A 15,713-nucleotide genomic window follows, 5' to 3' on the forward strand; every position below is an offset into this window, starting at 1 on the left:
GGTCGTGGTTCTCTCGAATAGATGATGCATCGTGAACCGGTGGGCCCCTTTGTTGTGGGTTTGCTGGTTTGTGTGTGGTCAAGTTTTTAAGGGCACACGGTGGATGCCTTGGCATTAGGAGCCGAAGAAGGACGTAGGAATCTGCGATAAGCCTGGGGGAGTTGATAACCGAGCGTTGATCCCAGGATGTCCGAATGGGGAAACCCCGCACAACGCTTTTGGGTGATTGTGTGACCCGCATCTGAACACATAGGGTGCGTGGGGGGAACGCGGGGAAGTGAAACATCTCAGTACCCGCAGGAAGAGAAAACAAGAGTGATTCCGTTAGTAGTGGCGAGCGAACGCGGATCAGGCTAAACCGTTTCCATGTGTGATAGCCGGCGGGCGTTGCATGGGCGGGGTTGTGGGACTTTCCGTACTGGTTCTGCCGGACCGGTGGGGTGTGTAGTGCAGGCATAGGTGAACGGTCTTGAAAGGCCGGCCAGAGAGGGTGTGAGCCCCGTAACCGTAATGTTGTGTACCGCCTGGAGAGGATCCCAAGTAGCACGGGGCCCGAGAAATCCCGTGCGAATCTGTCAGGACCACCTGATAAGCCTAAATACTTCCTAATGACCGATAGCGGACCAGTACCGTGAGGGAAAGGTGAAAAGTACCCCGGGAGGGGAGTGAAACAGTACCTGAAACCGTGTGCTTACAATCCGTCGGAGCAGTCGTGAGTAATCACTAGTAACTGTGACGGCGTGCCTTTTGAAGAATGAGCCTGCGAGTTAGTGTTACGTCGCGAGGTTAACCCGTGTGGGGTAGCCGTAGCGAAAGCGAGTCTGAACAGGGCGAGTGTAGTGGCGTGATCTAGACCCGAAGCGGAGTGATCTACCCATGGCCAGGTTGAAGCGACGGTAAGACGTCGTGGAGGACCGAACCCACTTCAGTTGAAAATGGAGGGGATGAGCTGTGGGTAGGGGTGAAAGGCCAATCAAACTCCGTGATAGCTGGTTCTCCCCGAAATGCATTTAGGTGCAGCGTTGCGTGTTTCTTGCCGGAGGTAGAGCTACTGGATGGCCGATGGGCCCTACAAGGTTACTGACGTCAGCCAAACTCCGAATGCCGGTAAGTGAGAGCGCAGCAGTGAGACTGTGGGGGATAAGCTTCATAGTCGAGAGGGAAACAGCCCAGACCACCAACTAAGGCCCCTAAGCGTGTGCTAAGTGGGAAAGGATGTGGAGTTGCGAAGACAACCAGGAGGTTGGCTTAGAAGCAGCCATCCTTGAAAGAGTGCGTAATAGCTCACTGGTCAAGTGATTCCGCGCCGACAATGTAGCGGGGCTCAAGTACACCGCCGAAGTTGTGGATTTCACACAGTACCCTAGCCTTCGTGGTTCAGGGGTGTGGAGTGGTAGGGGAGCGTCGTGTGGGCAGTGAAGTCGCGGTGGAAACCAGCGGTGGAGCCTACACGAGTGAGAATGCAGGCATGAGTAGCGAAAGACGGGTGAGAAACCCGTCCGCCGAATGATCAAGGGTTCCAGGGTCAAGCTAATCTGCCCTGGGTAAGTCGGGACCTAAGGCGAGGCCGACAGGCGTAGTCGATGGACAACGGGTTGATATTCCCGTACCGGCGAAAAACCGCCCATGCCAAGCGGGGGATACTAACCGCCCGGAGCCTGCCCGCCCACCCTTGTGGTGTGTGGGTTTTGGCCGAGCGCGGGACCTGATCCCGGGAGGTAAGCGTATTAACAGGTGTGACGCAGGAAGGTAGCCGGGCCGGGCGATGGTTGCCCCGGTCCAAGGATGTAGGGTCAGGGATAGGCAAATCCGTTCCTGTGTGTTTCGAGCACGATCCTGAGATCTGATGGGACTCCCGTTCGGGGGGATCCGGTGATCCTATGCTGCCTAGAAAAGCATCGACGCGAGGTTTTAGCCGCCCGTACCCCAAACCGACACAGGTGATCAGGTAGAGAATACCAAGGCGATCGAGAGAATTATGGTTAAGGAACTCGGCAAAATGCCCCCGTAACTTCGGGAGAAGGGGGGCCTGCCCCGTGATGGAGACTTGCTCTCCGTGAGCGGGTGTGGGCCGCAGAGACCAGGGGGAAGCGACTGTTTACTAAAAACACAGGTCCGTGCGAAGTCGCAAGACGATGTATACGGACTGACTCCTGCCCGGTGCTGGAAGGTTAAGAGGACCGGTTAGCCCCTTGTGGGCGAAGCTGAGAATTTAAGCCCCAGTAAACGGCGGTGGTAACTATAACCATCCTAAGGTAGCGAAATTCCTTGTCGGGTAAGTTCCGACCTGCACGAATGGAGTAACGACTTCCCCGCTGTCTCAACCATAAACTCGGCGAAATTGCAGTACGAGTAAAGATGCTCGTTACGCGCAGCAGGACGGAAAGACCCCGAGACCTTTACTATAGTTTGGTATTGGTGTTCGGAGTGGCTTGTGTAGGATAGGTGGGAGACGTTGAAGCCCGGACGCCAGTTCGGGTGGAGTCATCGTTGAAATACCACTCTGGTCACTTTGGACATCTAACTTCGGCCCGTGATCCGGGTCAGGGACAGTGCCTGATGGGTAGTTTAACTGGGGCGGTTGCCTCCTAAAAAGTAACGGAGGCGCCCAAAGGTTCCCTCAGCCTGGTTGGCAATCAGGTGTCGAGTGTAAGTGCACAAGGGAGCTTGACTGTGAGAGAGACATCTCAAGCAGGGACGAAAGTCGGGACTAGTGATCCGGCGGTACATTGTGGAATGGCCGTCGCTCAACGGATAAAAGGTACCTCGGGGATAACAGGCTGATCTTGCCCAAGAGTCCATATCGACGGCATGGTTTGGCACCTCGATGTCGGCTCGTCGCATCCTGGGGCTGGAGTAGGTCCCAAGGGTTGGGCTGTTCGCCCATTAAAGCGGTACGCGAGCTGGGTTTAGAACGTCGTGAGACAGTTCGGTCCCTATCCGCTGCGCGCGCAGGAAATTTGAGAAGGGCTGTCCTTAGTACGAGAGGACCGGGACGGACGAACCTCTGGTGTGTCAGTTGTACTGCCAAGTGCACCGCTGATTAGCTACGTTCGGATGGGATAACCGCTGAAAGCATCTAAGCGGGAAGCTCGCTTCAAGATGAGATTTCCATACACAATACGTGTGAGAGGCCCCCAGCCAGACCACTGGGTTGATAGGCCGGATGTGGAAGCGAGGACCAAAGACTCGTGAAGCTGACCGGTACTAATAGGCCAACAACTTACACCACACACAACACACTGCACGCGTCCACTATGTGGTTCCCGAACAACAACCGTTCCAGGAACCAACAACTAAATACACAACACCACAGTTGTAACCACACACAGTCTTCCCACCCCACACCACAAAACAGGTGCGCGGGACGGGTAACAAGGTTACGGCGGTCATAGCGTGGGGGAAACGCCCGGTCCCATTCCGAACCCGGAAGCTAAGACCCACAGCGCCGATGGTACTGCACCCGGGAGGGTGTGGGAGAGTAGGACACCGCCGGACACACATTAGGTAGAGACCCCCAACCCACACCGGGTTGGGGGTCTCCCGCATTAAGCGACTGCATTCAAACGAGAAAAAACAGACCAACTCAAGACAAGCCCCGACCACCACAGCCGGGGCTTGACCCATTTAAACCCCGGAAGACACAGCGCCAATAACGCTGTGAGACTTGCCACGGGACACCCCTGGAGCTGCTCTGACGTTCGGCGACTGAGGTGCTGTCGCCTAGAATTGCATAAGACATACGAGTCGGCAGCCCCGTGCTGCAGACGGCGTGACAACGAAATAAGGGTTATGAGCGACTACGCACGCGCCAGTGGTCGGCTCGCAACAGGAGGAATCCACCATGGCTGAGCACAACGGCGGCAATCGCGACGGCAACCGCGGAAACTTTGGCGGGAATCGCGGCGACCGCGGTTCTTTCCGCCCCAACAATAACTCCGGTGGAGATCCTCGCGGATTCCGTTCCAGGGAGAATCGCGACGGCAATGAGCAGGGTCGTTCCTTCGGTGGCGATCGTGATCGCAGGCCCTTTGGTGACCGCGGTGACCGTGGCGATCGTCCGGCGCGTGATGGTGAGCGTCGCCCATTCAACAGCGACCGTGGCGAGCGTAAGCCCTTCGGTGACCGCCCGCCCCGTGATGGCGAGCGTCGTTCCTTCGGTGGCGATCGTGACCGTAAGCCCTTTGGTGACCGCGGTGACCGTGGCGACCGTGGCGATCGTCCGGCGCGTGATGGTGAGCGTCGCCCATTCAACAATGACCGTGGCGAGCGTAAGCCGTTCGGTGACCGTCCCGAGCGTGGTGGTGAGCGTCGTTCCTTCGGTGGCGATCGTGACCGTAAGCCCTTTGGTGACCGCGGTGACCGTGGCGATCGTCCGGCGCGTGATGGTGAGCGTCGCCCATTCAACAGCGACCGTGGCGAGCGTAAGCCCTTCGGTGACCGCCCGCCCCGTGATGGCGAGCGTCGTTCCTTCGGTGGCGATCGTGACCGTAAGCCCTTTGGTGACCGCGGTGACCGTGGCGACCGTGGCGATCGTCCGGCGCGTGATGGTGAGCGTCGCCCATTCAACAGCGACCGTGGCGAGCGTAAGCCCTTCGGTAGCCGTCCTGAGCGTGGTCCGCGGAACTTTGATGGTCCTCGTCGTGATGGCGAGGAGCGTCGTCCGTTCAACAATGACCGTGGCGAGCGTAAGCCCTTCGGTGACCGTCCGGACCGTGGCGGCGACCGTCGTCCCTTCAGCAATGACCGCGCCAACTCTTGGGAAGACCGTCCGGCCCGGGTTCCCAACGCGAAGGACATTCGCAGCGCCAACCGCCCTGACCGCGAACGTTCTCCCGAGATCGATGAGGATGTCACGGGTAAGGAACTTGACCGCGCCACCGGCCATCAGATCAAGACCCTCGAAGAGCAGAGCGCAGGCTGGGTTGCCAAGCACCTGGTCATGGCCGGTCGCCTGATCGACATCGAGCCGGAGTTGGCCTTCCAGCACGCTTTGGCTGCCAGCCGCAGGGGTGGCCGGCTCTCGGCTGTCCGGGAGGCTGTTGGCCTGACGGCTTACGCTGCGGGTCACTATGGCGAAGCGCTCCGCGAATTCCGTACGTACCGCCGCATCAGCGGGTCCAACGTTCACCTGCCTGTCATGGCGGACTGTGAGCGTGGCCTTGGCCGTCCTGACCGTGCACTGGACATGGTCCGTTCTCCGGAAGCGCAGGACCTGGATGCTCCGGGCAAGGTAGAGCTGGCGATTGTGGCTTCGGGCGCACGTGCGGACCTTAACCAGCTTGACGCTGCTGTTGCCGAACTTGAGATCCCGCAGCTGGACATTAATCGGGCATTTTCCTACAGCCCCCGTCTGTTCCGCGCGTATGCGGAAGCACTGACGGCTGTGGGTCGCACCGAGGAAGCCGAAAAGTGGGCCCGCCAGGCAGTGGTTGCCGAGAATGCCTTGGGTGTTGGCGACTTCGCTGAACCGGAAATTCTTGACCTCGGCTGGGACGAGCAGGAAGAAGCAGCAGCGGCGCGGAAGCCGCGCTTCGAGAAGCGCGGCGAGGATTCCGACGCCGTTAGGCCGGAAAGCGAATCGGTGATCGCCCAGGCGGCTGCTGCGGATGCCGAACACGACGACGTTGACATCGATGATGCCGAGTCGGATTATTTCGAGTCGGACGATGCCGAATCGGATATTGATTCAGCAGAAGAGACTGACGAAGCCGAAGAAGAAGCAGAGGCTGACGAAACCGTGTCCCACACGGAATCCATCGATGAAGAGGCTACCCACGAACAGGGCACTGACTCCCAGCATGGCTGATTCACTCATTTCGTCCTTTGACGCGGTTCTTTCCGATCTTGATGGTGTCGTTTACGCGGGTCCCCACGCCATTCCCGGAGCTGTAGAGTCGCTGCAGCGCCTGGAGACGGTAGGCGTCGGGCTGGGTTACGTGACGAACAACGCCTCGCGTACTCCCGCCCAGGTTGCAGCGCACTTGAGGGAATTGGGAGCGCCTGCGGAGGATCACCAGGTGGTCAGCTCGTCGCAGGCCGCGGGGGAGCTGCTTGCTTCCATGCTGCCTGCGGGGGCTCACGTGCTCATCACTGGCAGTGCGGCGTTGGCTCACGAGATCGAGCTCGTGGGCCTCAAGCCCGTGCATAGTGCGGCGGAGTCGCCAGTTGCTGTTGTCCAGGGCTTCAACCCGGAGATCGGCTGGAAGGACCTCGCTGAGGCATCCTATGTTGTTGCCGGTGGCGCCCAATGGTTCGCGACCAACACGGATATGTCCATCCCGCAGGCGCGCGGTATGGCTCCTGGCAACGGTACTCTCGTTGCCGCTGTTGCGGCCGCAACGGGCAAGACGCCTATGGTGGCCGGTAAACCTGAAGCACCGTTGTTCCACGCTGCGGCCAAGCGCTTGAAGTCGGACCGTCCTTTGGTAGTGGGGGACCGTTTGGATACGGACATCCTGGGCGGTAATCGTGCGGGATTTGCGACGGCGGCGGTACTCACCGGCGTCGATACCACGCTGACGATTCTGGCTGCACGGACGGAAGAGCGCCCCGATTACCTGTTGGCGGATCTGGGTGATCTTTACAATCCATACCCCGAAATCGTCAGCGACGGTGGCACCTACCGTTGCGGTGCAGCTTCTGCGATTGCCGAGGACGGCAAGGTCACGCTTACAGGGCACAAGGATGACCTCGACGCGTGGCGGGCGGCGTGCGCTGCCTGGTGGGCTGCGGTTCCGGACACGGCTGTGGCCCAAGCGCCGAAGCTGGAATGGCGAACTCATTAGACTGGTGCGATGACTGAGCCCAACAATCTCCCGGAAGCTGAGGCTGAACGGACCGCTGTGCACTGGCCGGAGGCTCTCGATTCCACCGGCGATGCCCCGGTGGACCGTGCCCTCAGTTTGTTGGAGGGCGTTCATGGCGCTCCGGTGGCCGAGCATGCCGGGCTGTATTCAGCACTTCATGACTCTCTCTTGGAGGCGCTGGATGCTGAGCCTGGGCTCCCGCCGGCTGCTGACCGGCATGCCAGTCCTACCCGCCCGGAAGGCGACAAATAGCGGATGGCAAGACTTGATCAGGAACTCGTGACGCGTGGGCTGGCGAGGTCCCGGACGCATGCTGCCAAGCTCATTAGCGACGGCAAGGTGAGTTCAGACGGGGTCGTTTTGGCCAAAGCGGCCCAGCAGGTGGACGCCGGTACAGACCTGGACGTCCAATCCCACCTTGAGGACATCTACGTGAGCCGCGCCGGGCATAAGCTGGCTGGCGCGTTGGCAGCGTTTCCGGGGGTCGCAGTTTCCGGGAGGCGGTGTCTCGACGCCGGAGCCTCCACTGGTGGCTTCACCGACGTGCTGCTTCGGCAAGGCGCCGCGCAAGTGGTGGCGGTCGACGTCGGGCACGGCCAACTGGTGCCGCTCCTTCGCGATGATCCCCGCGTGGTGGTCCATGAGGGGCTAAACGTCAGGTACATGACGCCGGACCAGATCGGCGGCACCGCGGCCCTGACAGTTGCAGACCTGTCCTTCATTTCCCTGACGTTGGTCCTGGGCCCCCTTGCTGCCTGCACGGAACCCGGCGGAGACCTTGTCCTGATGGTCAAGCCGCAGTTTGAAGTCGGCAAGGAGCGGCTGAGCCGCACGGGTGTGGTGTCTTCCGAGAATGAACGACGCCGGGCGGTGGCCCAAGTGGCCCGCGCTGCAGTTGATGCCGGGCTGGAACTTCATGGCCTGGCAGCAAGTCCACTCCCGGGCCAGGACGGAAATGTTGAGTACTTCCTGTGGATGAAGCGCAGGATGTCCGCTGTGTTGCCTAAGATCGAAGAGCGGGACGAGGACGTTGCTGCGTTGATAAAGAACCTCTGGCCAAACGACTAGAAAGCAGAACCCGATGAGCAGGCATGTACTTGTCCTTGCCCACACAGGGCGGGAGGAATCGCTCCGGGCGGCGTGGGATGCCTGTACGCAGCTGCACTCCTCGGGCCTGGTTCCGGTCCTCCAGAAGTCGGAGTTGGCAGATGTCGAGCGCTTCTTTGGTGCCGTTGACACCCCCATTGAGATCCTCCACGACGACGTGAGTTTGGAAGACGTGGAATTGGTGATGGTTCTGGGTGGCGACGGAACCATCCTGCGCGCGGCGGAACTGGTCCGGGAGGTGGACGTTCCCTTGCTGGGCGTGAACCTGGGCCACGTGGGCTTCCTTGCCGAGAGCGAACGTGCTGACCTGGCCCAGACGGTTGAGTGGATCGCGAGCCGCCAGTACACGGTCGAAGAGCGCATGACCATCGATGTCCAGGTGTGGATCAAGGGCCAGAAGATCTGGCATACCTGGGCCCTGAACGAGGCCGCCATCGAGAAAGCCAACCGGGAACGGATGCTTGAGGTCGTCACCGAGGTGGATGAACGCCCGCTGACGTCGTTCGGCTGTGATGGCGTGGTCCTCGCGACGCCAACGGGATCAACGGCGTATGCATTTTCGTCTGGTGGGCCGGTGGTGTGGCCTGAAGTGGAAGCGCTCGTAATTGTGCCGATCAGCGCCCATGCCCTTTTCGCGAAGCCCTTGGTGGTCTCGCCGCGTTCCAAGCTCGCCGTGGAAATCATGAACAGGACGGATGCCCTGGGCGTCCTTTGGTGCGATGGCAGGCGCTCTGTTGATCTGCCTCCGGGTGCGCGTGTCGAGGTGACCCGCTCAGCCACGCCTGTACGACTGGCACGGACGCACAGGACTCCTTTTTCGGCCCGGCTTGTGCGCAAGTTCCAGCTCCCCATCCACGGCTGGCGCGGTCCGGCTCCCCGGTCGGGGGAAGTCCACACTGGCCCCATCCCCGTGATCCGAACCCTTTCACCGGCTCCTTTGCCCACTCCCCGGGACGCGAATGAGTCCCGGGACTCGAACGATTCCCGGGAGCCGAACGATTCCCTGGCCGCCGAAACATCCCTGTACCCGGGGCACGGTGAGCCATCCGACCCCACGAATGCGAAGTGAAGCATGCTTGAAGAACTCCGAATCCGTGACCTCGGTGTCATTACTGATGCCGCCCTGCCGCTAGGCCCCGGCCTCAGCGTGGTTACCGGCGAAACCGGTGCCGGCAAGACTATGGTGGTGACCGCCGTCGGGCTTCTCCTGGGTGCCCGTTCAGACGCGGGTGCCGTCCGCAGCGGCGCCAAATCTGCCTCCGCAGAGGCAGTCTTGAAGCTTGATCCAGCCCACAGCGCGGTGGAGCGGGCCAAGGAGGCCGGCGGTGAGGCGGAGGAGTTCGACGGCGTCGCTGAACTCCTGCTTGCCCGGACCGTTGGTGCCGATGGCCGCAGCCGGGCTTACGTTGGGGGACGGGCGGCGCCGGTGGGGGTTCTGGCCGAACTTGGCGAGAGTTTGGTGGTGGTGCACGGCCAGTCGGACCAGATCAGGCTGAAGAGCGCTACCGCACAGCGACACGCCCTGGATCGCTTCGCGGGTGCACCCTTGGCCAAGGTCCTGGGGGAATACCAGGATCTGTACAACCATTGGAAGTCCATTCAGGCCGAGCTGGAGACCCTTCGCAGTGAGGCGCGGGAACGGCTTCGTGAGGCGGAGTCGCTGGACGCTGCGCTCAAAGAGATTGATGACGTGGATCCCCAGCCGGGTGAGGATGAGACCCTCAAGGCTGAGGCCGTGAAGCTTGCCAACGTTGAAGAACTCAGGCTCGCAGCGGCGGCGGCACATGAGTCGCTCATCGCGGAGGAATTCGGGGATGCCGGCGATGCCACATCGATGGTGGATGCGGCCAAGCGGACGCTGGAGCATGTTGCAGAGCATGATGAGGCGCTGGGGGCCGCTGCTGCACGCCTGGCCGAAGTTGGCTTCCTGCTGAACGATATCGCCGCTGACTTGTCCAGCTACCAGGCCGCATTGGACACCGAAGGCCCGGAGCGGCTCTCCGAAATCGAGGAACGCCGCGCCGCTTTGGCCAAACTGATCCGCAAGTACGCCCCAAGCATCGATGAAGTGCTGGAGTGGGCGGCCACGGCCCGTGTGCGTTTGGACGAGCTGCAGGACGATTCAAGCCGCATCGAATCCTTGGATGCCGAGGTGGCTTCGACCGAAGCTACCCTGCGCAAGCAGGCCGCAGCGATCAGCAAGGCCCGTCTCAAGGCGGCCAAGGACCTCTCGGCCCGCGTGAGTGCGGAGTTGAAGGCATTGGCCATGGCGGATGCCACGTTGATCATCCAAATAGAGGACAGCGGATCGCTTGGCCCCTGGGGAACGGATGAGATCGCCTTCCTCCTTCAGCCACACTCCGGCGCTCCTGCGCGCCCACTGGGCAAGGGAGCCTCCGGCGGTGAACTCTCAAGGGTGATGCTGGCGATCGAGGTAGTGCTCGCTGCGGTGGATCCTGTTCCTACGTTCGTCTTTGACGAGGTGGACGCCGGAGTAGGTGGACGGGCGGCCGTCGAGATCGGGCGCCGGCTGGCCATGTTGGCCCGCCACGTCCAGGTCCTCGTTGTGACGCACCTGCCGCAGGTTGCGGCCTTCGCAGACCAGCACATCCGGGTTACCAAAACCTCAGTGCGGGGCGCCGACGGAAAAACGTCCACGGGATTCACCTCCAGCGATGTGCAACTGCTGGATGACGACGAACGCGTGAAGGAGCTTGCCCGCATGTTGGCCGGGCAGGAAGACTCGGAATCTGCCCAGGCACACGCGCAGGAGTTGCTGGACGACGCGAAGTTGCTTCCCCAGCGGGCCTAGGATATTCCGGGGACGCGGCCGGTGCCGGACTGCGACCACTATCACATCCGTGCACTTGGTCCCGTCCGGCTCTTGATTGCAGGCATGGTCTTGGGCAACTATTGACCATTTGGGGAATCCGGACGGACGCTTGGAAGGCGTAATTGATGATAAGCTCGAATTCCGTGGTGCAGCGATCAAATTCCCGTGTAAATTCCCGGTTCCCGGGCTCGTCCAAGACGACCAAACACATCTTCGTCACCGGTGGTGTGGCGTCCTCGCTCGGTAAGGGTCTGACGGCTTCCAGCCTCGGCCACCTGCTGCGGGCACGCGGTTTGTCTGTAACTATGCAGAAGCTCGATCCTTATTTGAACGTGGATCCGGGCACGATGAATCCCTTCCAGCACGGCGAAGTTTTCGTGACTGATGATGGCGCCGAAACCGACCTCGACATCGGACACTACGAGCGCTTCCTCGATGAAAACCTGGAAGGTTCGGCCAACGTCACAACGGGCCAGATCTACTCCACTGTCATCGCGAAGGAACGCCGTGGTGAATACCTCGGAGACACCGTTCAGGTCATCCCGCACATCACGGATGAGATCAAGCGCCGCATGCGCCTTCCCGCCGAAGGCAAGAACGCTCCGGATGTCATCATCACCGAAATCGGTGGCACGGTTGGCGACATCGAATCGCAGCCCTTCCTTGAGTCGGCCCGCCAGGTGCGCCAGGACATCGGCCGGAACAATGTCTTCTTCCTCCATGTTTCCCTGGTTCCGTACATCGGTCCCTCCCAGGAACTGAAGACCAAGCCCACGCAGCACTCCGTGGCAGCCCTTCGTTCCATCGGTATCCAGCCCGAAGCCATCGTGATCCGTTCGGACCGCGAAGTGCCCGAGGCCATGCGGGAGAAGATCGGCCGCATGTGCGACGTCGACATCGACGCCGTGGTCAACGCTGCGGACGCACCCAGCATCTATGACATCCCCAAGACGCTGCACTCGCAGGGCCTGGACTCCTACATCGTTCGCGCACTGGACCTGCCGTTCAAGGACGTTGACTGGAGCAAGTGGGACAAGCTGCTTGAAGCGGTCCACAACCCCAAGCACGAGGTCGAGATCGCCTTGGTGGGTAAGTACATCGACCTTCCGGACGCTTACCTCTCCGTCACCGAGGCCCTCCGCGCCGGTGGGTTCGCCAACGAGGCCAAGGTCAAGATCCGCTGGGTCCCCTCGGACGAGTGCGAAACCCTTGCCGGTGCCACCAAGTCACTTGCCGGCGTCGACGCCATTTGCGTACCGGGCGGCTTCGGTATCCGTGGCCTTGAAGGCAAGCTGGGTGCACTGAAGTTTGCCCGTGAATCCAAACTGCCGGTCTTGGGCCTGTGCCTTGGCCTGCAGTGCATGGTGATCGAATACGCGCGAAACGTGGTTGGCCTGGAAGGCGCCTCGTCCAGCGAGTTCGAGCCGGACTCCAAGTACCCGGTCATCGCCACCATGGAAGAGCAGCTGGACATTGTGGAAGGCAAGGGAGACCTTGGCGGCACGATGCGCCTGGGGCTCTATGAGGCCAAGCTGGACGAGGGCTCCGTTGTCGCCGAGACGTACGGCACCACTTCAGTGAGCGAACGCCACCGCCACCGCTACGAGGTGAACAACAAGTACCGTGACCAGATCGCGGCGGAGGGCCTCGTCTTCTCGGGTACCTCGCCTGACGGCAAGCTGGTGGAGTACGTTGAACTTCCCCGCGAAGTGCACCCGTATTACGTTGCTACGCAGGCACACCCGGAGCTTAGCTCCCGCCCGACGCGCCCGCACCCGCTCTTCGCGGGCCTCGTGAAGGCAGCCTTGGAGCGTCGTGAAGGTGCCGTTGTGGGAACCAAATCCGGTGCCGGTGCGGTAGCTGCCAAGTAGCGCGGTGGCCGCCAAGTAAACCGTAAACGCAAGCACTAACGAAGGACGGCGCGATGCCCGGCATTTCCGAAACCCCCAGCACCTCAAGGCAGGTTTCGGATGCGCCGAGCCCGCGCCGTCTTTTGTCTACGAGCAAGGTCTATGAAGGCCGCATCTGGGATGTGGTCAGCGACGCCTTCCAGCTCAGCGAGGATACGGACACCCTGGTTCGCGACTACATCGACCACCCCGGCGCGGTGGCTGTGCTGCCGATGAACGTTGACGGTGAAATCCTGCTCCTGAAGCAGTACAGGCACCCTGTTGGTATGGATCTCTGGGAAATCCCGGCCGGATTGCTGGACGTTGAGGGCGAGGATTTCGTGGCGGGCGCTGCCAGGGAGCTCGCTGAGGAAGCTGATCTTGTTGCGGCCACGTGGAATGTCCTGGTGGACTTCTTCAACTCTCCGGGATCCTCCAGCGAGGCTGTCCGGATATATCTGGCTCGTGGGTTGAGCGCTGTTCCCGAGGCTGACCTGCATGTCCGCACGGACGAAGAGTCGGAAATCGAGTTCCACTGGATTCCGCTCGACGATACCGTGAAGGCTGTCCTTGAAGGGCGCCTGCACAATCCGTCCGCGGTCCTGGGAATCCTGGCTGCCGCCGCCGCGAAGGCCGACGGCTTTTCCAGCCTGCGCCCCGCTGACGCGCCGTGGCCCGCGCACCCGAGCCAGCGCTAAGAATGGCCGAGGCCGCCACCCGTCCTGCCAACGGCATCGATCGAGGAGTTACCGACTACCTCCAGCACGTGGGCGTGGAACGCGGCCTGGCAGCCAATACCTTGGCTGCCTATCGCCGTGACCTTGCCCGTTATTCGAACTTCCTGGCTGGCCAAGGGGTGGAACGCCCCGGAGACGTCACGCGCCATCACGTCACCGGTTTTGCCCAGGCCTTGTCAGACGGCTCCGATGGCGCTGCGGCCCTGGGCGTCCGCTCCGCAGCCAGGACCATAGTGGCCGTGCGCGGACTTCATAAATTTTGGGCCCTTGAAGGAACCACGACGTCGGATCCCGCCAGCGATGTCCACCCGCCGATGCCGGGCAAACGACTTCCGAAAGCCATCAGCGTTGGTGAAGTAACGCGGATTCTCGAAGCTGCGGGTTCGGACTCTGCGACCGGGCTAAGGGACCGGGCCTTGCTTGAATTTCTCTATTCCACCGGCGCGCGCATCAGCGAGGCCGTAGGGCTGGACGTTGACGATGTATCCCTGGAGCACGCAGGCGGCGAACCAGCAATAGTCAGGCTCTTCGGCAAAGGTTCCAAGGAGCGGCTGGTGCCTTTGGGCTCTTACGGTGCACGCGCGGTCGGAGCCTATGTGGTCCGCGGAAGGCCGTTGCTGGCTTCCAAGGGCAAGGGCACTCCCGCGTTGTTCCTGAACGCCCGTGGCGGCCGAATCAGCAGGCAGAGTGCTTGGACAATCCTCAAGGCTGCTGCAGAGAAGGCAAACATCACCAAGGATGTTTCGCCGCACACCTTGCGGCACTCTTTTGCCACGCATCTCCTGGAAGGCGGGGCTGACGTGCGTGTAGTCCAGGAGCTGTTGGGGCACGCATCGGTTACCACCACCCAGGTCTACACGTTGGTTACCGCCGACACCTTGCGCGAGGTTTACGCTGCTGCCCATCCCCGCGCGCTCGGCTGATGCTGCAGCTAGTCCAATACACTGAACGTCAACTCCACGGCATCGACGAACAATGCCAGCAGCGACGTCCCCAAACCGGCCACGAGCAGAAGGCCTGGGTGGGCCAGTCCCACCACCACCCGCTTCAACCGCGGCTGTCCCTTGAGGAATTTTTTGGGTACCCGCGTCTTCAACGGTATTTGCCGCCAACCGCGTAGCCGGCGAAGGAACCAGGCGCACCGCACGATGAACGCCATCCACAGGACAGAGAGCACCAGCGGGACCGACGCCAGCATGAGGTTGAAGCCGAGTGCGGTCACCTCCTTTTCGGAGTCGCCGATGACGGTCTGCACCGTGGTCGAGATGGAAGCACTCATCACCACGGAGGCAGCCCACACCACGAAGGCGACCACCAGGGCGAGGAAGCGGACGAAGAAATGGCCCAGGACAGTGGCGTCCACTGCCTTGAGGTGGCTGCGAGGGGTGGCATGCAGCACGGCCAGCGTGGACAGCAGCGTTGGCAGGGCAGCGATGAGGACCAGCAGGTACCACGTCCAACCAGCCAGGTCCACCACCTCATCCAGAACAATGAGCCCGGCCCACACCACCGTCCATGCCCAGCCGGCGTAGAGCGGATGGGCCACCACCCAGCGGGGCAGCCAGACGTCGCGTTCCTGCCCCGCTTTGGTGGCTGATGGGGCGTCGGCTAGAGGAGCCGTTTCGGCATCTTCCCCGGCCTGGGACTTCACCTCATGGTTGATGGCTTGCACTTGTGCCTGTGTCCCGGCACGCGCTTCGCCCCCACCTTCGTTCATGGGCTCACTGTAGCAATTGGGCTGACTGTGGCAATGGGACCCCGGGTACGGGAGATCGGGTTAAGGTAGGCAGCATGACAGCAGCCCATGTGACACTGTGCTTCCTCCTCCGTGACGGCGTGGACGGGGAACACGTCCTCCTCGGTACAAAGAAGACCGGTTTTGGGCGTGGGAAAGTGGTGGGCGTGGGTGGGCATGTGGAGCCAGGGGAGACGGCGCTGCAGGCGGTGTGCCGCGAGGTCATGGAGGAAATCAGCGTGGTGGTCCAGGCCGCGGACCTCATCCCCGCCGGCATCATCGACTTCGTCTTTCCTGCCAGACCCGAATGGAACATGTACACCACTGTGTATCTGACGCGTTCTTGGGCAGGCGAACCGTCGGAGAGCGACGAGATTGCGCCCGAATGGTTCCCGGTGTCCAAGCTACCGGTGGAACGCATGTGGGCCGACGCCGAGCATTGGCTGCCCGCGATGATTTCGGGGCAGCGGATCGCAGTTCGAGTCGATTTGGCTGCCGATAACGAGAGCGTGGCTGAAGTGCACACCATCGATTGGGCCGGAACCGACTAGAAGACAGGTTTTCCAGCATACGACGGCGGGTCGGTCGCCTTTTGGTGACCGA

At 61.4% G+C, this 15,713-nt stretch carries 12 protein-coding genes and 2 rRNA genes; 12 read left to right on the forward strand and 2 right to left on the reverse strand.

Annotation, left to right across the window (positions count from 1 at the left end; translation table 11 throughout):
* The first annotated feature begins 76 nt into the window (after positions 1 to 76).
* Together AC6I99_RS08475 and rrf are read left to right on the forward strand one after the other, a co-directional pair.
* A 23S ribosomal RNA gene (locus tag AC6I99_RS08475) occupies positions 77 to 3,232 on the forward strand.
* 149 nt (positions 3,233 to 3,381) lie between these two features.
* A 5S ribosomal RNA gene (rrf, locus tag AC6I99_RS08480) occupies positions 3,382 to 3,498 on the forward strand.
* A 292-nt stretch (positions 3,499 to 3,790) separates the two neighbouring features.
* Here rrf and AC6I99_RS08485 read toward each other — a convergent pair.
* On the reverse strand, positions 3,791 to 4,990 hold the full coding sequence (locus tag AC6I99_RS08485) for a hypothetical protein (RefSeq protein ID WP_497945413.1): 1,200 nt from the start codon (positions 4,988 to 4,990) through the stop codon (positions 3,791 to 3,793).
* Here AC6I99_RS08485 and AC6I99_RS08490 point away from each other — a divergent pair.
* The 9 genes from AC6I99_RS08490 (at position 4,943) to xerD (ending at position 14,298) form a co-directional block, all read left to right on the forward strand.
* On the forward strand, positions 4,943 to 5,809 hold the full coding sequence (locus tag AC6I99_RS08490; RefSeq protein WP_497960760.1) for a hypothetical protein: 867 nt from the start codon (positions 4,943 to 4,945) through the stop codon (positions 5,807 to 5,809). The genes AC6I99_RS08485 and AC6I99_RS08490 overlap by 48 nt on opposite strands.
* Positions 5,802 to 6,788: an HAD-IIA family hydrolase gene (locus AC6I99_RS08495; protein WP_497960762.1), complete on the forward strand. Its 987-nt coding sequence runs from the start codon at positions 5,802 to 5,804 to the stop codon at positions 6,786 to 6,788. The genes AC6I99_RS08490 and AC6I99_RS08495 overlap by 8 nt, the downstream gene beginning before the upstream one ends.
* A gap of 9 nt (positions 6,789 to 6,797) precedes the next feature.
* On the forward strand, positions 6,798 to 7,061 hold the full coding sequence (locus AC6I99_RS08500; RefSeq protein WP_224089468.1) for a hypothetical protein: 264 nt from the start codon (positions 6,798 to 6,800) through the stop codon (positions 7,059 to 7,061).
* 3 nt (positions 7,062 to 7,064) lie between these two features.
* A complete protein-coding gene (locus tag AC6I99_RS08505; RefSeq protein WP_497960764.1) occupies positions 7,065 to 7,877 on the forward strand; it encodes a TlyA family RNA methyltransferase in 813 nt (270 codons plus the stop codon).
* A 13-nt stretch (positions 7,878 to 7,890) separates the two neighbouring features.
* Entirely contained in the window at positions 7,891 to 8,985 is a 1,095-nt protein-coding gene (locus AC6I99_RS08510; RefSeq protein ID WP_497960766.1) for an NAD kinase, read from the forward strand.
* Positions 8,986 to 8,988: 3 nt separating this feature from the next.
* Positions 8,989 to 10,728 (forward strand): DNA repair protein RecN, encoded by a 1,740-nt coding sequence (recN, locus tag AC6I99_RS08515; RefSeq protein ID WP_224167034.1) that lies wholly within the window; start codon positions 8,989 to 8,991, stop codon positions 10,726 to 10,728.
* Positions 10,729 to 10,874: 146 nt separating this feature from the next.
* Positions 10,875 to 12,620, forward strand: a complete 1,746-nt coding sequence (gene pyrG / locus AC6I99_RS08520) for a CTP synthase (RefSeq protein WP_224167035.1) — start codon at positions 10,875 to 10,877, stop codon at positions 12,618 to 12,620.
* 53 nt (positions 12,621 to 12,673) lie between these two features.
* Positions 12,674 to 13,336, forward strand: a complete 663-nt coding sequence (locus AC6I99_RS08525; RefSeq protein WP_497960767.1) for an NUDIX domain-containing protein — start codon at positions 12,674 to 12,676, stop codon at positions 13,334 to 13,336.
* 2 nt (positions 13,337 to 13,338) lie between these two features.
* Entirely contained in the window at positions 13,339 to 14,298 is a 960-nt protein-coding gene (gene xerD, locus AC6I99_RS08530; RefSeq protein ID WP_224167502.1) for a site-specific tyrosine recombinase XerD, read from the forward strand.
* An 8-nt stretch (positions 14,299 to 14,306) separates the two neighbouring features.
* Here the strand turns inward: xerD and AC6I99_RS08535 are convergent, their stop codons facing one another.
* Entirely contained in the window at positions 14,307 to 15,092 is a 786-nt protein-coding gene (locus tag AC6I99_RS08535; RefSeq protein WP_497960768.1) for a hypothetical protein, read from the reverse strand.
* A 74-nt stretch (positions 15,093 to 15,166) separates the two neighbouring features.
* Here AC6I99_RS08535 and AC6I99_RS08540 point away from each other — a divergent pair, with 74 nt between their 5' ends.
* Positions 15,167 to 15,661, forward strand: a complete 495-nt coding sequence (locus AC6I99_RS08540; RefSeq protein ID WP_224089482.1) for an 8-oxo-dGTP diphosphatase — start codon at positions 15,167 to 15,169, stop codon at positions 15,659 to 15,661.
* Positions 15,662 to 15,713: the final 52 nt, after the last annotated feature.

This window comes from Arthrobacter sp. TmtSoilC77, from assembly GCF_059739415.1.